The organism is Cyanobium sp. Tous-M-B4, from assembly GCF_024345395.1.
Lineage (GTDB): Bacteria > Cyanobacteriota > Cyanobacteriia > PCC-6307 > Cyanobiaceae > Cyanobium_A.
In genome coordinates this window covers 360,992-381,802 of record NZ_JAGQBA010000002.1, presented here as the reverse complement: position 1 = coordinate 381,802, position 20,811 = coordinate 360,992, and the positions used below count along the sequence as shown (strand labels likewise).

Below are 20,811 nucleotides of genomic sequence, written 5' to 3'. Positions count from 1 at the left end.
ATGTCGACCCAGCTCACCCTCCAGGCCCCCCTCGCCCTCCCCCCCGACCAGGTGCCCGGCTACCTGGAGCGCCTCTGGAATCAGGAATTGGGCAGCTCCCCCGGCGCCGCCACCTTCACCCTGGTGGTGTGGGAGGGCTCCTGGCTGGAGCAGCAGCTGGTGCGTTGCGGCCGGCTCGATGGACCAATCACCGGCCTGCTCAATGAAACGGTGCTGGAGGCGGCCCGCGCCGCGGCGGTGAGCTGTGGCTTGCCCCTGAGCACGGCACCGATGGATCCCCAGCTGGCCTGGGCGCTCGGCCAGCTGGGAGGCAATCACCACGCCGAAGACCAGCGCGGTCAGTTTGTGGAAGGGGCGATCAGCGCCCACATGCCCCGGCGGCTGATCACCCTGGCCCCCACCCTCGACGGCGGCCAGCCCTTAGAAACCCTGGTGGCCGCCTACTGCCCCCTGCCGGAGGAGGGCGCTGGCAGCTCCGCCTGCGGCGACGTGGTGGTGCTCAGGGGCGGCACCGGTGCCCTGCGCCAGAACCTCGATCTGGTCCAACCCCTGATCGCCCCAGACCTGCCCTGCTGGGTGTGGTGGAACAGCAGCCTCGACGAGGCCCCTGAGGTGATGGCGGCTCTAGCCACCGGCACCCGGCGCCTGGTGGTGGATTCGTCGCTGGGGGATCCACGCCGCTGCCTCGACCTACTGGTGGATCGGATCGATGCGGGCCAACCGATCAACGACCTCAACTGGCTGCGGCTGCGCAGCTGGCGCGAATCGCTGGCGATGGTGTTTGATCCGCCCTCGCGGCGTGATGCCCTCAACCACGTGGTGCAGCTCGACCTCGACGTGGAGGGATCCAACCCGGTGAAGGGTTTGCTGTTGGCGGCCTGGCTAGCCGACCGACTGGGCTGGCACCTGATCTCGACCTATGCGGTGGATGGCGATGGGGTGGGCGATGGCATCGGCGCTGAATTCGAGCGCACCGACGGCCAGACCGTGCGCTTCCGCCAGATGCCAGTGCCAGTGGGCGTACCCAAAACCCACCCCGGCGCCATGGTGGGGCTGCGGCTGATCTGCCAAAGCAGCCAGGGCTCACCGCTATGCGTGATCCTCTGCTCCGAATCGGGCGGCTGCATGCGGCTCGAATCGGGCGGCATGGCCAGCATGGAACTGGCTGAGGAGGTGGTGCCCCTGCCCAATGAGAGCGAGGAGATGGAGATGGCCCGCCTGCTCTCCGGCGGCCATGACTCCACCAACCCCCTGCTGGCCGCCGCCGCCCCCCTCGCGGCCAAACTGCTGCCCTAGATGGCCTGTCTGATCGCCGCGCCCAGCAGCGGTAGCGGCAAGACCCTGCTGTCGCTGTGCCTGGCGGCCTGGGCCCGGTCGCAGAGCCTGGGTTTGCAGCCCTTCAAGGTGGGGCCCGACTACCTCGATCCCCAGCTGCTCAGCCGGGTGAGCGGCCACACCTGCCGCAACCTCGATCCGCTGCTGTGCGGGCCCGAGTGGCTGGAGCGCTGCTTCACCTGGCACGGCAGCCGGGCCGACTTGGCGCTGGTGGAAGGGGTGATGGGCCTGTTCGATGGCCGCGGCCCCAGCAGTGAGGGCAGCTCGGCAGCGGTGGCGGCCCAGCTCGGCCTGCCGGTGGTGTTTGTGGTGGAAGCGTCGCGGCAGGCGGGCTCCCTGGCGGCGCTGGTGCGGGGCTTCCGCGACCATGGCCCACCAGTGGTGCAGCTGGCCGGGGTGGTGCTCAACCGGGTGGGCAGCGAGCGCCACCACGCCCTGCTGGCAGAAGCGCTGGCCAGCATCGAGGTGCCGCTGCTGGGGGTTCTGCCGCACCACCCCAGCCTGGAGCTGCCCTCCCGTCACTTGGGTCTGCTGCCGCCTGGGGAGCTGCAAGACCTTGAGCAGCGCCAGGAGCAGTGGGCCGAGCTGGCCGCCCGCCACCTAGACCTGGAGCAGCTGCTGCCCCTCCTGGCCCCACCAGCAGCCGAGCCAGGGGCCGAAAATCCGATCAGCTGGTGCCTGCGCCAGAGCCCCCAGCGCCTGCGGCAGAGCTCCAACCCGCAACCGAGCTCCCAGCCCCTGCCGGTGGCGATCGCCAGCGATGCGGCCTTCCATTTCCGCTATCCGGAGGCCGGCGAGCTGCTCGAGGCGGTGGGGCTGGAGCCGCTGGCCTGGAGCCCCTTGGCCGATGAGCCCCTACCCGAGGGCTGCCGGGCGGTGCTGCTGCCGGGGGGCTACCCGGAGCTGCACACGGCCCAGCTGGCGGCAAGCCGGCGCAGCCTGGGCGACCTGGCCCGGGCAGCGGCGGCTGGGCTGCCGCTGGTGGCCGAATGCGGCGGCCTGCTGCTGCTGGGCGAGCAGCTGGCCGATAGCGAGGGGCAGCTGCAGCCAATGGCGGGCGTGCTGCCCTTCCAGGCCCGCAAAGGCGCCCTGAGCCTGGGCTATCGCACGGCTACCGCCACGGCCAATGGCTTGCTGGTGCAGCCGGGCGAGAGCTTTTGCGGCCATGAATTTCACCGCTGGCAACTGGAGCCCCTATCCAACTGCGACAACTCTGTGGCAGCCGGCGGTGGGCTGTGGCAGCTTGACGGCTGGGGGACCGCAACCCGGAGCGAAGGATGGACAGCGCCGAACGTGCACGCCAGCTGGCTGCACCTCCACTGGGCTGGATGCCCGGTGATTCCCTCACGCCTGGCAGCCGCAGCCGCGCGCGCCGCGCCGCTGCCGACGAGCGCCGCTTCGTGCAGCCCCACGAACCCCGGCCCCAGATCCAGCAAGAACGCTGGCGTTTGATCGTGCGCGGCCAGGTGCATGGGGTGGGCTACCGGGCCGCCTGCAAACTGCGAGCCCAGGATCTTGGCTTGAGCGGCTGGGTGCGCAACTGCTCCGATGGTTCGGTGGAGATAGAAGCTGAGGGCTGCCCGCAGGAGCTCACCGAGCTGCGGCTGTGGTGCGAGAAGGGCCCGGCTGATGCGGTGGTGAACAGCGTGGCTAGCAGCCAGGTGGCCGCCGCCGGCACCGACTGGTTTGAAGTCCGTCGCTGAAATGACTCAGCTGCTGGGCAAGCTGCCCGAAACATTCAGCACGCCTCCCCAGCTCGAACTGTGGCTGCTGCGCCATGGGATGACCAGCTGGGCCCGCGACGGGCGCCACACCGGCCGCACCGACCTGCCCCTGCTGCCGGAGGGCGAGGCGCAGGCCCGGGCCTTAGCGCCAGGGCTGGCAAGCCAGCGCTTTGCGGCGGTGCTGGTGAGTCCGCTGCAACGGGCCCGGCGCACCGCCGAGCTGGCGGGCCTGGGGGAGGGCGCCCAGATCTGCCCCGACCTGCAGGAGTGGGACTACGGCCGCTACGAGGGCATCAGCACCGCCGAGATCCGCGCCCAGGTGCCCGACTGGACCTTATGGAGCCACGGCTGCCCAGACGGTGAAAGCTGCCTGGAAGTGGAGCAGCGCTGCCGGCGGGTGATCGCCCTAGCCGAATCCCTGGTGGCCTCCCAGGCCGAGCTGGGCGCCGTTGCCCTGGTAGCCCACGGCCATATTTTGCGCAGCTTGGCGGGCAGCTGGCTGGGGCTGGGTGCTGCAGGCGGGGCCCTGTTCAACCTGAATACGGCCACGCTGTCGGTGCTCGGCCACGAGCGGGAACGGCGCACGATCGTGCGCTGGAATGCCCCGATAAGGACCGCACCATGAGTACCAACCTGCTCAGCGAGCTAGCAGCTTTTGGATTGGCGATCGGCTTTTCGCCGCTGCACATCGGCCTGCTGCTGCTGCTGCTGCTCGGCCCCAAACCCCTGCAGCGCGGCGGGCTGTTTGTGGCGGGCTGGCTGGTCACCGCCGCCCTGGCCGTAACCCTGCTGCTCACGGTGGGCCACGGCCTGCTGCTGAGCATGGACAAGGGCAGCGTCCACCTCACCGGCCTCGACCTGCTGGCCGCCGGCGCCCTGCTGGGGCTGGGGGCGAAGGAGCTGCTGAATAAAAATGAAGAGGGTGCGGGGCCGCCGGGCTGGACGCGCCGCCTCGATCAGTTCTGTGCCCTGCCCCTGCCGCTGCTGCTGGCCATCAGTGCCGGCTTGCAGGTGGCCAGCCCCGACGATCTATTTCTGTTTGCCAAGTCCGCCAGCAGCCTGCTGTCAGCGGGGCTCGGCCGCGGCCAGGAGCTGCTGGCCACTGGGGCATTCAGCTTGGTGAGCGCCAGCCTGCTGCTGCTGCCGCTGCTGGCCCTGCTGCTAGCCGGCCCAGAGCGCGTGCTGCCCCTGCTGGAGCGGGGCAAGCAGTGGCTGTTCGCCAAGGGCGACCTGCTGGTGGGCCTGGTGAGCGTGGCCCTGGCGATCTATCTGGGCTGGCAGGGCATCGAGGGCCTGCGGCTGAGCTGAGAGACTGGCTTCTCTCATCCTCTCTGCACTGGCCTACTAGCGAGCCGCTAGGCCAAAAGCAAATCTCAACCAGACTACGTGTAACGGTGAGCAGGGCGTCGAGCTCAAGTAGAGCGCTACCCCCTGGACCCACCTACCCAGCCAAGTTCCACTCACCCTCAAGCTCGACGCCTTCGCCGACGAGCCTTCAACTCTCCACCCCAAGCTGCACCAGCACGGTTGCGCACACCAAATCGGAGCCTCCTGGAGCTGGAAGCTTCCACAAATCTGCGTCAGCTCTAGGCCCCCCCCCCTACTCCAGCAAGCCGGCTGCTGGCCTATGCGCAATAGCCACCTGAGCCCCTAGTACTGCACGCCCTAAACGCCAGCCTCCAGCCACCAACTCACATTTTCCTAATCAGCCTGTCACGGTTCGAGCTCGGTCCGACAACCCCACGAAAACCAGTTCACCTCTGAACCGGTAATAAGTATGTCTTTTCTCATTTGTCATGCCTTCACTTTCCAGCCGCCTTCGTACTGCTCTTGGAGCTGTCGCGATCTCCGCAGCAGCGGTCGGGTTGCCAGCATATGCAGGGTCATGCGGCCCCAAGGGTGCCTGTGGCGCCAAGCAAGAACTGATGATGGGAGGATGCGGCTCAGGCACTCAAAAAGGTTGCTGTGCAGCCAAGCCGAGTGGCGGATGTGCCGGAAAAGCCAAAAGCTGTTGCGCAGCCAATTAATCCAGACGTCTCAAGCAAGACAGTCCATCACTGAGGCCTGCATCGTGGCAGGCCCCGCCCTTCCGCCCCATCCGCGACCAACAGCAAGCAAAACCCAACAACCCTCGATCAAGCGTCATAGCCCTGGAGCGCAGCCAGTCATCGAGCAAAAGAGAGGCAAGGCCCTCCAATGAAGCAAGGGAAGCCACACAAAGGACTCAAGAGCCAACAGAAAGCTCTTCTCACCAAAGAAGTTTTCTATTAACTTTTAAACCAGATATCCTCAGCCAAAAGAGAAATGAGCGGGAAGGGGTGAATTCCGCAGTACAGTTAATATGTAAAAACTTTTTCAACCTATTAATTTGGGCAAGCCCGTTCTAGTTCGCGCCAATCCCGACGCAGCCACCCTAAACACAGAAGCGCGGTCAACAGACGGATCAACAACTCTTGCCTTTAAACTCGCAGGGGCTGCTACAGATGCTGTAGAAAGCAAGTCAGTGTTGATTAATGGAAGGTTCGGGCCAACCATTGCAGCTCGCTTTTATGGCCTTATGGGCAGCGCTCTCTACGAATCTTATCAGATCTTTGAGGATTCATTTAATTCAAGCCTTAAGAAGAGCTCTCTTACTTCGCTGATCAACTCAGCTGAGAGAACGGCCGAGGCCTTCCTGAAGGGAAGGAGCAAGGAGTACAAGCGAGATTTCATTAACAATGTGGTCCTTGACTCGACAGTTAAGGCTATGCGCAATGAGGCCCCTGGCGCCAAAGCCATTTTTGAGGATGTAGCTAGCAAAAATTTCAGAGATCTTGGAGCCAAAGCTAACGATTTAGCGTCTAAGATTAGTCAAAAAGTTGCCTCTGCAATTGCAAAATCCTACAAAAATGATGGCGCGTCTGATACTTCAAACTTTTTGCCAACAAACTCAGGCCCCAACGATATCGAAAGCCTAGACAGCTGGACGCCCGAGTTTAATGTTGGAGATGTTCCTACTAGTGGCTTGCAGCAGTTTCTCACTCCGCAATGGGGGGAAGTAAGTCAGATTCTTGGCAAAAACGAGCTAGAAAACCTCAAAGCCGACCTTAAGGATCCCGAACCTTTTCTGTTAATCAAGGATGCCGATGTCAACCTCGACAAAGGCAAGATCACTGTTGGGGACAAAACCAAAAAGATCTCGAAAGACTTGGTAGGGAAGTGGATCAATCCTGAATTCATCAATCAAGCCGAACGGGTAGTCGAAGCCAGTGCAAATCTCAATCCCAAGCAAAAACTCATTGCTGAATTCTGGGAGGATGGTGCTGGCACAGGGTTTCCACCAGGTTCATGGATGGAGTTTGGAAAATATGCTTCAGAAAAGTTCGACAATAATCTTGCTGACGACGCAAAACTATTTTTTGGCATTGGTCAATCTCTCCTCAGTGCTTCCGTTGCTGCATGGGGCTTAAAGACTGAAACTGACTACACGCGTCCCCTGACAGCCATTAGGGAGCTCAGCAGGCTTGGACTTCTTGGGGAAAAAGATGATATCACTGGGCAATACGTATTTGATGCCTATTCTCGTGACGCCCAAAAGACCAAAGAGATTAATGGAAAAGACTGGGTCACATACCAAACACCTGGAAGCGGCTACTCCCCACCTTTCTCAGAGTTCGTATCTGGGCATAGCACTTTCTCTTCGGCAGCCGGAAAATTTATTGAGGAAATAACTGGAAGTGAAAAATTTGGAGCATCAATCAAGACAACTTCCCTAATTGAAAAAAATAAGAATATTCCTGTTAGGCTCAAGTGGGATACATGGGAAGATGCCTGGAAAGAATCTGGCATCTCAAGGATTTATGGGGGAATCCACTTTGATGATGGCAATGAACAGGGACTCCAACTAGGCCAAGCAATAGGCAGCGCTGTCTTCAAAGAAGTCTCCAGCCTGTGGAGTTGATAAGAGTCCCACCATACAATTTATATTATTAGGCCAAGATCGCATTAGCACTACCCCTGAGTGCTTAATGCGATCTACTATCATACAGATTTAGCATTGCCAGATCCACTAAAAGTGGCAATTCATCGATCTAGCCCCAAGCAATTTGACGTACTACTCCAGCTCCAGCGGTGACGCTCCAAAATCCTCCAAGATTTGTATTTGGCCGCGATTTATCGCAACTTGCTACAATAGGAAACATAGATATACCTAGAATGTTAAGCCCAAGAACCTAGAGTCCGGCAACATTCAATTTTCAGCCGCTCCGGGCATTAGATGTACTTATATTTATGGATCCAGCCATGGGTAACTAAGCAAGATTCCAAACTCATCAAAGACGATGCAACATCCGTACTATTGACCAAATGGGCTATTAGCTATTTAGCCTTGAGCGTACACAGGCAATTGCTACACACCTATCATAAGTGAATCCGCACTTAAGCCGAAGAGGCCGATGATATCCATAAGCGAAATAATTCAGTCGCGACTTGATCAATTGAAGCATATGAGGTCAAAATCCTATCAAAAAGCATTCGCAATTGAATGCAGTCAAAAAAGTGAGATCCATCAAAGCCGGGAGGGACTACACCCTTTAGAGCATATACTCGTGATCAGCAACAGCCGCGATGGGAGCATAGTCGATATGAATCAGGCACACAAAGCCCTCCCGCATCTGCCGCAACGTCACCTGCATGCCACAGCAAGCCAAAGCAAAATTCCCAGATCCGAAACGACCGGATCACGCAAGTGAGCTCTTTTGACAACCATCACGATTACACCGCATGAAGATACAACAAGGGAGCGGCTAGACTTATTAAGATATATTCAGCCTATAACATTGTCTCTCAATAATACAATAAATCTAAGGCCTATTACAAGTAATTATAGGGGCTTTACCTTACCTGCCTGTTTAGCAGTCCATTGATGACGTAAGCGAGGGCAGCGATGACCTCAGTGATCGACCAAATCCCATCAGATCGAAGGGTTTTGCTCGCCAGGCTGCCCAGCTTGGCGCGGCCGGGGTTATTACTCCATGATCCTCCCGATAGCGGTTGGAAACTTCCCGCATAGGCCCGTCACGATCCCAGTGCCTGCTATATCGATTCACCACCAATCGGAAACGATCTGCAACAGGGCCTTGGCACAAGTCAGCAAACTCGTGTCGCACCGATAGGTACGCTAAGCAAATACGTTGTGACAGATATCGTCATACGGCCTGCCATTGCTGATGCCATGTCTGCGCATGGCGCGGATCGTGGTATCTCCGGGCTACTGCTCGGCCATCAACTCAGGTGACTGAATCGCTCGAAAGTCCACGTGAGATGACTATCCAGTTTCACCTGCCGGTTGCTTGCCGGCTAGGGCGCACAACCGCGATCAGAAAGTCAGCGCTGCGCTGGGCGAGGCAGGGGGAAAATGGTGATTTATATGCAACATGTCGGCCTCTGCTAGCGCTCACTTAAAATATAAATTCTAAGCCAAGTTTCGCAGGGCCTAGATTTAACTACCCGAGTAGGTGGATTAAGCACACCCCACACCCAGGCTCTAGAGTAGAGGTCCGCGAGAGCGAGCAAACACCCTCTACCTGAGTCGTTCTCATTGATCGAGACTGCAAACAAAGCAAGGTGTCGAGCGCCTTGCCAATATGCGATTGGCCAGCCATTCAGTCCCATGAGACGGTTACAAAACACACCAAATTCAGTTGGGCAACTGGCAAAATAAAAATTGAGTCCGCTCGCGGCCTGCCGGAATCTGTGTCCAATAGCTGATTAAGCCTATGGAAGCCGAGGCTGATGAATCTCTAAGTAACCAACAAAAGCGTTAAATACTGCGGAAAGCCGATACTTAGATTCGTCCGAATTGGGAGAAGTTAATTGGGAGAAAAAACTAAGCCGTACAAACTTACCATCCCTAATGATCAGTGATTGGGAAAGACTTCTAGGAGATCGATTTCGCAGTCCCTCACCAAGATCACAGCAGGCCATAGCCAGCACATTGCTTTCGTCCAATGCTGCCACTGCACACCGACCCTCCAGAATGAATCCAAACCCATAGCCCTGTTCACCCAGCAAAGCTGATCAAGGTGCGACCCAAGCAGCAACCGATCGCAGGATGGGTAGAAGCCACAGACTTAAAACCAATCCCACAAGCAGCTGGTAGAACCTACAGATCCCAGTTCGCTGCATGGTCGTCAACGATTACAAACTCTCGCCACCGCCGCCCGACGATCTGGCCGGCCTCTACGACGCCTACAGCCCTGCTGTCTACCGCTTGGCGCTGCGTCTCTGCCGCGACAGCGCCGCGGCGGAAGATCTTTTGCAGGACGTTTTCCTGCGCTACTGGCGCCAAGAGCGCTACGACGCCAGCCGCGGGCCGGTGCTCGCCTACCTGCTGCTGCTCACCCGCTCGATGGCGATCAACCGCCTCAGCCAGCAACGCAATCGCTGGCATCTGCTGCAGCGCTGGTCTACCCAGCTTCTAGGCGGGCACACCCGCAGCCCCCACGACTGGGCGGAGCTGGGGGATCTGGCCGAGCGCATGCGCAGCGCCCTGGCACGCATTCACCCCAACCAGCGCCAGGTACTGGAACTGGCCTACTACGAGGGCATGAGTCAGTCGACGATCGCCGAACACCTGCAGATACCCCTGGGCACGGTGAAGACACGCTCCCGCCAGGGCCTGCTTGCCCTGCGTGGCCATCTTATGGATTTCTCCTCCAGTTCCCTCAACGCCCTCGCCCCCTCCCCCACCGCCGCCGATCACCATGGCCGCCCTTGATCCCAACCGACCTGATCGCCACGACTCCCATCCCCAGCTCAATGAACTGATGGCCGGCTACGTGCTCGGCGACCTTGATGAAGGCGAGCGGCAGGAGCTGCGGAAGACCCTCGCCAGTGACCCTCACCTGCAGAGCCAGCTAGATGAACTGCGGCTGACCCTGGAGCTGCTGCCCATGGCCCTGCCCAATGACGCAACCCCGCCCGCCCGGCTGCGCCGCCGCCTGTTGCAATCCGAGCAGAACCGTCATCAGCCGCGGACCGAGGAGCAGGCCCGGCGCTGGCCGTTGCGACCCGCCCAACTCGGCATGGCCGCCATGGCCTGCGGCCTCGTGGCTCTGGGCACCCAGGTGGTGCAGCTGCGCGAGGAGATGGCCAACCTGCGGCAGGCGACACCGGCGACGGCCAGCCGCACACTCGCGCTGCGGGGCACCTCGGGCCATGCCGGGATCTCCGGAAAAGTGGTGGTTAGCCCGGGCCAGGATCACAACCTGCTGCTGGTTCGTGGGCTGCCGCCGGCGCCGCCCACCCATGTGTACCGCCTGTGGGCGAATGTGAACGGCAGAACGAAGGGATGTGTGCGCTTCGTTCCCAATGCCGACGGCAGCGTGGCGATGCCGATCCCCACCCAGCCCTCCAGCCAGGCCCAGGCCCTCAGTATCACCCTCGAGCCCCTCCAACCCGATGGCAGCACCCCCGATGGCCCCGAGCTACTCACCAGTGTCTGAGCTCGCCATCGCGGTCAGCCCTCCTGAACTGGCCTTCCCCGCCCTGCGCCGGGGCCGGCCCGGCACCCTGCAGGTGAACCTGGGCTACCGCTGCAACCAGAGCTGCAGCCACTGCCACGTGAATGCCGGGCCCAGCCGCACCGAGACGATGGACGCCACCACCATCGCCCTGGTGCCGGAGGTGCTGCGGGCGCGGGGACTCACCGCGCTGGATCTCACCGGAGGAGCTCCGGAACTACATCCCGGCTTCCGCAATCTGGTTAGCGAGGCACGGCAGCTCGGGGTGACGGTGATCGACCGCTGCAATCTCACCATTCTCAGTGAGCCGGGCCAAGAGGATCTGGCCGGGTTCCTGGCGGATCAGGGGGTCACAGTGGTGGCCTCCCTGCCCTGCTACAGCGCTGCCAATGTCGACCAGCAGCGCGGCGACGGCGTGTTCGACCGCAGCATCGCCGGCCTGCGCCAGCTCAATGCCCTCGGGTACGGCATCGAGGGTTCAGCCCTTGAACTGGATCTGGTCTACAACCCCCAGGGCCCGAGCCTGCCGCCGCCCCAGGCGGCACTGGAGGCCGACTACAGGCGCGAACTGCACGCTCACTTCGGCATCCATTTCAACCGGCTTTACACGATCACCAACATGCCGATCCAGCGCTTCGCGGCCGGGCTGCGCCAGCAGGGCCGGCTGGAGAGCTACATGGATCTGCTGCGCGCCAGCCACAACCCCTCCAACCTGGAGCAGGTGATGTGCCGCTCCACCATCAGCGTGGACTGGCAGGGCTACCTCTACGACTGCGACTTCAACCAGATGCTCGGTCTGCCGATGATTGGTCTGTCAGAGGGCGAAGGCAGTCCCCGGCGCCATCTGAGGGAGCTGCTGGAACACGACCCCTCGGATGAGCCGATCGCGGTCGCCGATCACTGCTTCGGCTGCACCGCCGGTACCGGCTCCAGCTGCGGTGGAGCGCTGAGCTGAGTGCACAAACTGCCTTCGCGGCCCTGGCCTGTCTCTCCTTACAGGCCCCACTGAAATTCCTCCCGACAGTCCACCTGACATCTTTCCTGCCATGACCGACATCCGCCAACGTGTGCTGGTGGTGTGCACCGGCAATTCCGCGCGCAGCATCATGGCTGAGGCCCTCTTCCAGGCCTTGGGCCAGGGAACCATTGACGTCGCCAGCGCAGGCAGCGCCCCCACCGGCCGGGTGCACCCACTGGCCCTCGAGCAGATCAGCCTGCTCCCCGTGGACACCAGTCAGTTCAGAAGCAAGAGCCTGCCGGCCGTACTGGAGGCGGCTAAAGCCCCCTTCGACTTGGTGGTGACGGTGTGCGATCACGCGGCCAGCACCTGCGGACCGCTGCCAGGTGGCCCGGAAACACTGCACTGGAGTCTGCCCGATCCGGCTGCCCACGGGGAGGGGGAGCAGGCCCGGCAGGCCTTCTCCGCCTGCTTCGACGAACTGGCGCAGCGAATCAGCGCCCTGCTGGCCGCAGAGCTGGCCTGAACCGTCAGATCCCCCCTCCGTTCAGGGGCTCTGACGGTTCAGGGACCAGTTGTAGGGAAGGTATTCAAGGCGGAAGTCACCCCCCAGCAACAGGGGCCGATCCTCAGCGGGGCGATGGCGCGCGATGAAGTGGAGCACGGCGCTCTCTTTCTTGTGGCCAGGTACGGGGGTGGCGCTGGGGTCAGCACGCGGCCAATCTTCGGCGAACCACTGAAAGATCGAGGAAATGGCCACCGTGCCGGCTTCCCGATCTATCCGCAGACCCTCGCTGCTGGCCAGCCAGCGGTTGGTCTGATCCTCCAGCTGCCGGTCCAGCTCCGGACCCGTGTAGGCCTCGCTCCGCAGCGGCGGGCAGCTGATGGCTGCACACACCAGGGCTGCGTGGATGCGGGGTTCGTTGTACTCGCGCCGCAGAATCCGGTGCTCGATTTCATCGAGGGTGAGGCGCTGGCCAATCACCGAGTGACGGCGCAGTTTCCACACTCCAGGAATCGCCTTGATGCTCGGCCGGATCGGATCGTGATCAATGATCGAGCGCAGGGTCAGGGCGTTGTAGGCGTTGATCAGCAGGGCGATCTGTTCTGCCTCAGACCAGGAGGCGAAGCGAGCGGGAGAAAGGTCGGCCAGCGCCTGGAGGTAGCGATCGAGCTGGGCGGGTTGCCGCTGCAAGGCCGCATAGTTGACCATGCCGCGGCCATTCACAACCCACGCCAGTACAGCGTTGAACTCAGCTGGATCCAAGGGAAGCTGGGGCGTGGAGGACGCCACCGTGGTGCTGCTGGTGGAGCGGGCCAGCAAGTCCTCGGGCCCTCGGTCGCAGCCCGCGATGCCGAGCAGCAACACGCCGCAGAGCAGGATCAACGGGCCTCGGTGACGGGCGGGGAGCATGGAGGCAAAGCCGGAACCGGACACGGGGGTTACCGCTGAACTGCCGGATCGGTTCGCGCGCGGCGCTGCAGCGGGCCACTGAGCAGCAGACCGAAAAGCAAGGGCAGCCACAGAAGCAAGCGCTCCGCTGTGGTGAGCTGCCAGTCGGGCAGCCTCGAGGGGAGAACGAAGTACACGAAGGCCGAGAGGCTCACCAACCTGGCCCCCCAGTTCTGGCTAGGCACGGCGAAGGGCATGAGCCAGATGAAATACCAGCCATGCACCACCGGTGAGAGCAGGAGCACCGCCACCAGGTAGCGCCAGGCAAACACCCCCAACCGCGCGGTGGTGGCCAGCAGCAGCACCACCACCACCACAAGCAACAGGCCGTGTAGAGCGTTGATCTGCCGGGTCCAGGGCAAGAACTGGGCGATCCAGTGGGGCATCCACTCGGCACTGCGGCCGTAACGCATGAATGTGGAGCCGGTGGGCAGCAACGGGCAGGCCGGCCCACGGCAGAAAGCCAGGGCCCCTAGCAGCAGGGGGGCCAGCCCCAGCAGCACGGCGGCGACCACGGGGCCGGGGCGCCGAAGCTGCCGCCAACGGCTCCAGACTCGATGGAGCAGCAGCGGCAGGGTGATCCACTTCAGGGCCACGCTCAGGCCCAGCAGCAGGTCGATCCAGGCCTGGAAGCGGGGGCCCTGGGGCGGGGGTTCGCGCTCGGCCAGCAGCCAGCCGGCCACCAGCGGCAGCAGGAACCAGCTGTCGTAGTGGCCGCCGCCACTGACGCTGTAGATCACCAGCGGATTCCAGCCATAGAGCGCCGCGCGGGTCGCACCGAAGCGGGCAGCGAGCAGGCCGCAGATGGCCAGGTCGGCGGCCAGGAAGGACGCCTTGAACAGCACCACCTGATGGGCCAGGGCAGCATGCAGCCGGAACAACAGCTGGGCCAGGGGCGGGTAGATCGCCGTGGTGTCTGGGTGGTTGATCTGCCCCCACCAGGGCGTGCGCAGGGCCTCCAGGGCAGGGGCATCGGGAGGAATGTGATACGGGCTGAATCCCTGCAGCTGGATGCCTCCCTCCCAGAGGTAGCGCCAAATGTCATCGCCGGGCTCCATCGGCAGCAGCGCCAGCCGCGCCAGCACCGCCACGGCCCAGAAGAGTGCCCGGGGAACGGCAGGCATGGTCCATGAGAGGGCAAACCCGAGCCCCATCACCGCCGCCGCCCCCCAGAACGGCAACAGCTGGGCTGGGTGGAACAGGTCGCCGTGGGGAGCCATCCACAACGCCCCGCCGATCAGCAGCAGGGCGCTGGCCGACAGCCGCAGGCGGGCAGAAGAGGGAGCTGTCACTGCCATCGCCTCAGCCAGCTGCGCCCAACTGTCGTGAGAATCACGCTGCCGGCCCGCACACTGGCGCCCCACCGACCGGAGATCTTGGAGTGGCCGGCCAGGCGGGGCCGATGGGAGACGGGCATCTCGCGCACGCGCAGACCCAGCTCGATGGCCCGCACCTGCATCTCCAGGGTCCAGCCGTACCCGCGGTCGCGCATCCCCATGGCCTCGAACGCCGAGCGCCGCACCAGCCGCAGAGGGCCCAGATCGCGGTAGCGGAATCCCCAGCCCAGGGCGATCAGCGTTGTGGCCAGCCAGTTTCCCCAGCGCTGCAGAGGCGTCAGCGCCGCTCGGCCGGCGGCGGTGGCGGTGCGGTCGCCCAGCAGCAAGTCGTGATCGCTGAGCTGATCCAGGAAGCGGGGCAGCTCCTCGAGCGGATCACCGCCATCGCCATCGCAGAACAAAATCCAGCGCACGGCCGGATCGAGGTTGCGGCAGCCCCGCCAGCAGGCCCGCCCGTAGCCGGGGCTCGGTTCGCTGAGCACCTCAGCCCCCATGTGCCGGGCAATGGTGGCGCTGCGATCGCGGCTGCCGTTGTCCACCACACGGATGCGGCCCAGTCCCTGGGCCTGCAGCTGCCAAATCACATGGCTGAGCGTTTGCTCCTCATCACGCACCGGAATCACCACCTGGATGCTGTTGAGCAGGGCCGGGCCGACCGCTTGTGGCGGATGATCCAGAAACATGGTCGATTCCGAGTTGCCCACGGATTGTCTTCGGCAGGCGATCCAGATCGGCAGGTTCGTCGAGATCGGCCAGGGGGCACTGCTCGTTCCACGACCATCCAAGCGTGCGCAGCCGCTCGCGGGTGAGGGCGCAGACCGCGGCGGTGCTCCAGGGAACTGCATCAAACAGGTTGGGGTGAAAGCGGCGCAGGCCCAGCAGCACATAGCCCCCATCCAGGCTGGGGATCAGCGCGGCATCGGTGCCGGACAGCTGGACCGCAGCCGTCTGCAGGTGGTGGACCTCTAGTTCAGGACAATCCATCCCCAGTAGCAGCAGATTTGCTCCCGACGCCAGCACCCGCTGGGCCACCGCTGCCATGCGCCCGCCCAGATCACCGTCGGTCTGTTCGCTCCATACCAGCTCCGGCGGCCAGCTCCGCCGCCGCCAGGCCGGATCATCGGGGGCGGGAGTCGCACACAGCTCCACCACGCCGAGGCCACTGGCACAGGCAGTACCAATAGTGCGGAGCAAGAGCCGTTCCGCCAGGCGGGCGGCCCCGTCCTGCCCCAGGGCCGGCGCCAGCCTGGTTTTTACCGCGCCTGGCCTTGGGGCCTTGGCCAGGATCACGACTCGCACAGGAAGCTGCAGGAAACCGACCCTCCCAAAACCCGGTGATGGCAGTACCGGCCAACGGACCTGGTGGTTTTCATCTCCCCCTCCGCGGGCAATCCACGGCAAGGCCTCACCGGTAACGAGGGGACCTAGCCTGATGCATGAACTCCTCTGCAGCGCCACAGACCGGTCGGCACGCCCGCTGGCGCCAAATGCTGCTGATCACCGCCATCGCCATGGTGGTCACCCTGTTCTTCGCTCTGGGCCTGCACCGCCAGCTCACCCTGGAGGGCCTGCAGCGCGCCCATGGCGCCCTGCTGGAGCGGCGGGCGCAGGCGCCCGTGCTGGTGGCCGGCACCTACATGCTCATCTACGTTCTAGTGACGGCCCTGTCGCTGCCGGGGGCCGCAGTGCTCACCCTCGCCGGCGGGGCGATCTTCGGCCTGGGGCTCGGCACCCTGCTGGTGTCGTTCGCCTCCAGCCTGGGGGCCCTGCTGGCCTTCCTGGTGGCCCGCACCCTGCTGCGCGATCTGGTGCGGCGCCGCTTCGGCCGCCAGCTGGCGCCGATTGAGGCGGGCGTGGCGCGCGATGGGGTGTTCTACCTGCTCAGCCTGCGGCTGGCGCCGGTGTTTCCTTTCTTTCTGGTGAATCTGCTGATGGCGCTGACGCCGATGCGGGCCGCCAGCTACTACCTCACCAGCCAGATCGGCATGCTGCCCGGCACGCTGGTGTATGTGAACGCCGGCACCCAGCTGGCCCAGCTGCGGGGCCTGGGCGGCATCCTCAGCCCGCCGCTGCTGGGCTCGCTGCTGCTGCTGGCCCTGTTCCCCTGGCTGGCGAAGGCGGCGACCCGCCGCTGGCAGATCTGGCGGCTCTACCGCCCCTGGCAGCGCCCCCGCCACTTCGACCGCAACCTGATCGTGATCGGCGCCGGTGCGGCAGGGCTGGTGACCTCCTACATCGCCGCCACGGTCAAGGCGCGCGTGACTCTGGTGGAGCGCGCCGAGATGGGCGGCGACTGCCTCAACACCGGCTGCGTGCCCAGCAAGGCGCTGATCAGCTCGGCGCGGCTGGCGGCGCGCATGCGGCGCGCCGACCGCTACGGCCTAGAGCCGGTGGAGCCGCGCCTGAGCGTGCGGCAGGTGTTCGCCCGGGTGGCAGCCAAGGTGGAGGCGATTGCGCCCCACGACAGCGTCGAGCGCTACGAGGGCCTGGGGGTGGAGGTGCTGCGCGGCCAGGCCCGCCTGCTCGATCCCTGGACCGTGGCGATCCAGGGGGCCGATGGGGAAGATCAGATGCTCACTGCGCGCGCGATCGTGCTGGCCACCGGCGCCGAGCCGGTGCTGCCTCACTGGCCGGGGAGCGAGGCTGTGCCGCTGCTCACCAGCGAAACGGTGTGGAGCTGGCTGGGCAACTGCGCGCTGGAGCAGCCGCGGATGGCGGTGCTGGGGGGTGGGCCAATCGCCTGCGAACTGGCCCAGGCCCTGGCCCAGCTGGGCCTGCCTATCACCCAGATCCAGCGCAGCGAGCGCCTGCTCAGCAAGGAAGACGCGGACGTGGCCGTCGAGGTGCAGCGGGCCCTGGAAACCGACGGCGTGACCCTACTGATGGGCGCCCAGGTGCTCGGCTTCGAGCGCCAGCCCGGCCCACAGGGTGCGGTAACAGTGCGGGTGCGGCAGGGGGACGAGGAGCGGGCGATCGCCTGCGATGCCGTGCTCTGCGCCCTAGGCCGCCGCGCCCGGCTCACGGGCTACGGCCTGGAGGAGCTGGGCATTCCTACCGGCGCCACGGTCACCACCAACGACTTCCTGCAGACCAACTACCCCAACATCTACGCCGCCGGCGATGTGGCCGGACCGTTCCAGTTCACCCACACCGCCGCCCACCAAGCCTGGTATGCGGCGGTGAACGCCCTGTTTGGCAACCTGCGCGCCTTCAAGGCCGACTACCGGGTGATTCCGCGCACCACCTTCACCGAACCGGAGGTGGCCACGGTGGGACTCACCGAAGCCGAAGCCGAACAGCAGGGCATCACCGTGGACGTGACCCGTTTCCCCCTGCACGAACTCGACCGCGCGATCGTGGAGAGCGCCGAGCAGGGCTTCGTGAAGGTGCTTACCCAGCCCGGCAGCGACCGCATCCTCGGCGCCACGATCGTGGGCGAGCACGCAGGCGAACTGCTGGCCGAGTTTGTGCTGGCGATGAAGTGGGGCCTGGGGCTGGGCCGGATCTTTGCCACCATTCACGCCTACCCCACCATGGCGGAGGCCAACAAGTTCGCCGCCGCCAGCTGGAAGAAGCAGCGGGTGCCCCAACACCTGATGCCCTGGCTGCGCCGCTATCACGCCTGGCGGCGACGCGGCTGAGCCCCCCGAAGCCTCCTGTCCAACCCCCTGCAACCTTCCATGGCCAGCCCCACCGACGTCAGCCGCAGTGTCCAGGAGTACTACGGCGCCACGCTCAGCAGCAGCGCCGACCTGCGCACCGACGCCTGCTGCGACGCCAGCAACGTGCCAGAAGCCCTGCGTCCGCTGCTGGCCCGCATCCATCCCGAGGTGCTGTCGCGCTACTACGGCTGCGGCCTGGTGGTGCCGCCGCTGCTGGAGGGCATGCGGGTGCTGGATCTGGGCTGCGGCAGTGGCCGCGATGTGTACCTGCTGGCCCAGCTGGTGGGCGCCAGCGGCGCGGTGGTGGGGGTGGACATGACGCCCGAGCAGCTGGCGGTGGCCCGGCGGCACCAACAGCACCACGCCGACCAGTTCGGCTTCGCCAATGTGGAGTTCCTGGAGGGCCGCATCGAGCAGCTCGATCAGCTGCCCCTGGAGCCCGGCAGCTTCGATCTGGTGATCTCCAACTGTGTGGTGAACCTCTCGGCCGACAAGCTGGCCGTGCTGAACGGGGTGCGGCGCCTGCTCAAGAGCGGCGGTGAGTTCTTCTTCGCAGACGTGTACGCCGACCGGCGCGTGCCCGAGGCGCTGCGCCACGATGAGGTGCTCTACGGCGAATGCCTCAGCGGCGCCCTCTACTGGAACGACTTTCTGCGCCTGGCCCGCCAGTCCGGTTTCGCCGATCCCCGCCTGGTGAGCGACCGGCCCCTGGAGATCACCGATGCCGAGCTGGCCGCCCGCACCGGCGCCATCCGCTTCTTCTCCGCCACCTACCGGCTGTTCCACCTCCCCGAGCTGGAGGATGACTGCGAAGACCACGGCCAGGCGGTGATCTACCGCGGCACGATCGCCGAGCACCCCCACGCCCTGCCTTTCGACAAGCACCACTGGATCGAGGCCGGCAAGGTGTTTCCCGTCTGTGGCAACACCTTCCGGATGCTTGCGGATAGCCGCCTGGCCCCCCACTTCAGCTTCATCGGCGATTTCAGCCGCCACTACGGCCTGTTCGAGGGCTGCGGAACAGCCCTGCCGTTTGGAGGACCGGAGGCCACAACCTTTGCCGCAGCCGCTGCCTCCTCCGCGGCAGGCACAGCTGCAACGAGTGGCTCCTGCTGCTGAATCGCTGCCGCGTCAGCCCCGGACACCATCGAGGTAGGCAGCGGTGATCTCCGAGCAGGGCAATCCCGTCGATGGCGGTCGTGGTGGCCTGCAGATCCGCTTCCTCCGGCTTGAGCGCCCTGGACCCCAGACCGATCTGGGCGGTGCCGCTGCGCGCGTCGGCGATCTCGGCGGCCAGGGGGGCTACCGTGCTGGATCCGCTGAGGCTGAGGTTTTATTCGCTAGCTGCGCTGCAGCCGGCAACGGCTCCCATCAAGACCATGCCGGCACACCCATGGGGATTGGCAGAGAGCGCTATCGCCCCGAGTCCTGTAGCTCCATGAAATGCAGTGGACCTGCCTGTGGCTGCACAGTCATGGGAAAGGAAGGAAGGCTCAGGGATCGTCCTCGGACTGCGCTGGAGCGGAGCCGGGCAACAACCGTCGCGCCAGGAGCAGCGCGCAGGCCAGCGTGGCCAGCAGTCCGATCAAGTGCAGGCTCCCGGCACCGGCTTGGGGATCGGCAACAGCGGACCCAAGCCCCACATACAGCACCGTGCCAGGGACGATACCGATCAGACCGAGGCCGAAGGTGAGCGGAGGGATGTCGCTAAGGCCGTAGGCCACGTTCAGGAGGTTGAAAGGGAGCACAGGCGAGAGACGGGCCAGCAACAGCACCCGCAGGCCTTCCTGGTTCACCACCCTCTGCAGGGACTTCAGGTGCCGGGAGCGCTCCAACCAACGGCTGGCCTGGGGGCGCAGCCAACACCGCGCCAGCGTGAACACCCCCATAGCTCCCAGGGATGCCCCCAGCACTACCAAGAACGACCCCAACGTCAGGCCATAGACGCTGCCGGCCAGGACCGTGGCAGGCAGCGCTGGAAGCAGCAGCATTTCAGCCACGGCATAGGCCAGCACGAACAGCACCATCCCGGCCGGATGGTGCAACAGCGCCGGATCGAAGCTGCTCCACATGTGATTTCCACTGCTGTTGAACGGAATCGAGATCGGCACCCCAGTCGATGGTCAGCTGGCTGGGGATCTCAAAATCCCGATCCTCAAGCGCCTGCTCCAGTGAGCCTTCCCGATCCTCGAGGGTTCGGTCTCGCTCCAACAGCAGAGACTGAATTGTTGGAGCATAGAAGCGGAGTAACTGCTCCAGCCATCCACTGGTGTGCCGATCTGCCTCACTCGCAGCAAGGCTAAAACGCTCCAACAGATGGCAGCTCAGCTGTGCGGGGAGCCAAGCGTCGTTGGCGACCCAGCGATTCACCGTGAAGAGGCTCAGGGGCAGACCCCGGGGATCGAGACCGATGGCCAGAAGATGGGTGAGATCTGCTCCAGGTTCGGCGGGCATAAAGAGGTGCAGGTGACCATGCTCCTCACCTGGCCGATGGCAGTGGTAATAAGCCTGGCTGCCGCTGAGCGGATCACGCCAGTCGTTCTCGGGGTAATGGCGATCGGCCAGCACGACCCCCTCACCAGTGCAAGCACGCACCAAGGAACCATGCCGCTCATTGACCATGAGCCAGTGGCGCAGGCTGCGGCAACCGGCCTGATAGCGCTGGCGCAGGTGCATCAGCGCTCCGCGCCGCAGCCACCCGATTTGGCAGCACCGCAACCTCCTGCCTTTTGCTCCTGCTTACTCCCACAACCGCCGCGCGGGCCGCAGATGCCCGCACAGCCCGGAAGGGTAAGAGCAGCAGCCGTAAGAGCGGCCACACCGAGACCCGCCCGCAGGCG

The 20,811-nt window shown here is 64.0% G+C and carries 18 protein-coding genes; 12 read left to right on the top strand and 6 right to left on the bottom strand.

Translation table 11 applies throughout. The features are described from left to right. From KBY73_RS05220 to KBY73_RS05175, 10 genes are all read left to right on the top strand, one after another. Complete coding sequence (locus KBY73_RS05220; RefSeq protein WP_254936024.1) at positions 1–1,296, top strand: glucose-6-phosphate dehydrogenase assembly protein OpcA; 1,296 nt, start codon at positions 1–3, stop codon at positions 1,294–1,296. After that, complete coding sequence (locus KBY73_RS05215) at positions 1,297–2,787, top strand: cobyrinate a,c-diamide synthase (protein ID WP_254936023.1); 1,491 nt, start codon at positions 1,297–1,299, stop codon at positions 2,785–2,787. Further along, a complete protein-coding gene (locus tag KBY73_RS05210) occupies positions 2,784–3,038 on the top strand; it encodes an acylphosphatase (protein ID WP_254936022.1) in 255 nt (84 codons plus the stop codon). The genes KBY73_RS05215 and KBY73_RS05210 overlap by 4 nt, the downstream gene beginning before the upstream one ends. Before the next feature lies 1 nt (position 3,039). Then, a complete protein-coding gene (locus tag KBY73_RS05205) occupies positions 3,040–3,684 on the top strand; it encodes a histidine phosphatase family protein (RefSeq protein WP_254936021.1) in 645 nt (214 codons plus the stop codon). After that, complete coding sequence (locus tag KBY73_RS05200; RefSeq protein WP_254936020.1) at positions 3,681–4,367, top strand: GAP family protein; 687 nt, start codon at positions 3,681–3,683, stop codon at positions 4,365–4,367. The genes KBY73_RS05205 and KBY73_RS05200 overlap by 4 nt, the downstream gene beginning before the upstream one ends. A gap of 1,060 nt (positions 4,368–5,427) precedes the next feature. Further along, positions 5,428–6,999 carry a vanadium-dependent haloperoxidase gene (locus tag KBY73_RS05195; protein WP_254936019.1) on the top strand — a complete coding sequence of 524 codons (1,572 nt, stop codon included), beginning with the start codon at positions 5,428–5,430 and terminating at the stop codon, positions 6,997–6,999. 2,223 nt (positions 7,000–9,222) lie between these two features. Continuing rightward, positions 9,223–9,816 carry a sigma-70 family RNA polymerase sigma factor gene (locus tag KBY73_RS05190; protein WP_254936018.1) on the top strand — a complete coding sequence of 198 codons (594 nt, stop codon included), beginning with the start codon at positions 9,223–9,225 and terminating at the stop codon, positions 9,814–9,816. Then, complete coding sequence (locus KBY73_RS05185; RefSeq protein WP_254936017.1) at positions 9,803–10,543, top strand: anti-sigma factor domain-containing protein; 741 nt, start codon at positions 9,803–9,805, stop codon at positions 10,541–10,543. Before KBY73_RS05190 ends, KBY73_RS05185 begins: the two co-directional genes overlap by 14 nt. After that, complete coding sequence (gene arsS, locus KBY73_RS05180) at positions 10,515–11,516, top strand: arsenosugar biosynthesis radical SAM (seleno)protein ArsS (protein ID WP_254936016.1); 1,002 nt, start codon at positions 10,515–10,517, stop codon at positions 11,514–11,516. The genes KBY73_RS05185 and arsS overlap by 29 nt, the downstream gene beginning before the upstream one ends. A gap of 91 nt (positions 11,517–11,607) precedes the next feature. After that, positions 11,608–12,045, top strand: a complete 438-nt coding sequence (locus tag KBY73_RS05175) for an arsenate reductase ArsC (protein WP_254936015.1) — start codon at positions 11,608–11,610, stop codon at positions 12,043–12,045. Between the two features lie 21 nt (positions 12,046–12,066). Here KBY73_RS05175 and KBY73_RS05170 read toward each other — a convergent pair whose 3' ends face one another. The 4 genes from KBY73_RS05170 to KBY73_RS05155 are packed head-to-tail and all read right to left on the bottom strand — an operon-like array spanning position 12,067 to position 15,599. Continuing rightward, positions 12,067–12,933, bottom strand: a complete 867-nt coding sequence (locus KBY73_RS05170) for a DUF547 domain-containing protein (protein ID WP_254936014.1) — start codon at positions 12,931–12,933, stop codon at positions 12,067–12,069. 29 nt (positions 12,934–12,962) lie between these two features. Then, complete coding sequence (locus tag KBY73_RS05165) at positions 12,963–14,270, bottom strand: hypothetical protein (protein WP_254936013.1); 1,308 nt, start codon at positions 14,268–14,270, stop codon at positions 12,963–12,965. Continuing rightward, entirely contained in the window at positions 14,261–14,992 is a 732-nt protein-coding gene (locus KBY73_RS05160) for a glycosyltransferase family 2 protein (RefSeq protein WP_254936012.1), read from the bottom strand. The genes KBY73_RS05165 and KBY73_RS05160 overlap by 10 nt, the downstream gene beginning before the upstream one ends. After that, complete coding sequence (locus KBY73_RS05155) at positions 14,916–15,599, bottom strand: TIGR04282 family arsenosugar biosynthesis glycosyltransferase (protein ID WP_254936011.1); 684 nt, start codon at positions 15,597–15,599, stop codon at positions 14,916–14,918. The genes KBY73_RS05160 and KBY73_RS05155 overlap by 77 nt, the downstream gene beginning before the upstream one ends. 146 nt (positions 15,600–15,745) lie before the next feature. Here KBY73_RS05155 and KBY73_RS05150 point away from each other — a divergent pair, with 146 nt between their 5' ends. Beyond that, positions 15,746–17,950: an FAD-dependent oxidoreductase gene (locus tag KBY73_RS05150; protein WP_254936010.1), complete on the top strand. Its 2,205-nt coding sequence runs from the start codon at positions 15,746–15,748 to the stop codon at positions 17,948–17,950. 39 nt (positions 17,951–17,989) lie between these two features. Beyond that, positions 17,990–19,090: a methyltransferase domain-containing protein gene (locus KBY73_RS05145; RefSeq protein ID WP_254936009.1), complete on the top strand. Its 1,101-nt coding sequence runs from the start codon at positions 17,990–17,992 to the stop codon at positions 19,088–19,090. A 374-nt stretch (positions 19,091–19,464) separates the two neighbouring features. Here the strand turns inward: KBY73_RS05145 and KBY73_RS05140 are convergent, their stop codons facing one another. Both KBY73_RS05140 and KBY73_RS05135 read right to left on the bottom strand, forming a co-directional pair. Continuing rightward, entirely contained in the window at positions 19,465–19,998 is a 534-nt protein-coding gene (locus KBY73_RS05140) for a TVP38/TMEM64 family protein (protein WP_254936008.1), read from the bottom strand. Then, on the bottom strand, positions 19,964–20,647 hold the full coding sequence (locus KBY73_RS05135; protein ID WP_254936007.1) for a DUF6969 family protein: 684 nt from the start codon (positions 20,645–20,647) through the stop codon (positions 19,964–19,966). The genes KBY73_RS05140 and KBY73_RS05135 overlap by 35 nt, the downstream gene beginning before the upstream one ends. Positions 20,648–20,811 lie beyond the last annotated feature (164 nt).